The sequence below is a fragment of the Paralimibaculum aggregatum genome, assembly GCF_030270585.1.
Taxonomy (GTDB): domain Bacteria; phylum Pseudomonadota; class Alphaproteobacteria; order Rhodobacterales; family Rhodobacteraceae; genus Thermohalobaculum; species Thermohalobaculum aggregatum.
This window is the reverse complement of the sequence record NZ_BSYI01000188.1, coordinates 1-255: the sequence shown is the minus strand read 5'-3', so window position 1 is coordinate 255 and position 255 is coordinate 1. Positions and strand designations below refer to the sequence as shown.

Sequence of the window (255 nt, the reverse complement as noted above, 5' to 3'; positions counted from 1 at the left end):
GCTCGGCAAAAGCGTCTGCCATGCCGCCGGGCTTCAAGGCTCCCGGTCGGTCGTGGGTCGGATGGTGGAGCATCTTGACGCTGCGCGCCCATCGCTGCGCGATGCCTCCTCGGTGGAAACACTCGGGCCCGCAGATGTTCTGGTGCGTGATCGCCGGCCCCTCCGCGGGCGTCTCGGGCCGGTGGCGATGCAGGCTGTTCCCGAGAATGGCATTGACCGAGCTGCAGGAGGTGCCGCCGATCTCGAGGGCGCGTC

The 255-nt window shown here is 69.0% G+C and carries 1 protein-coding gene; it reads right to left on the bottom strand.

Annotated features, from left to right (window positions below):
• Positions 1 to 255, bottom strand: a 255-nt coding sequence (locus QSJ97_RS24885) for a hypothetical protein (protein ID WP_285675196.1), incomplete at both ends; no start/stop codon positions are given.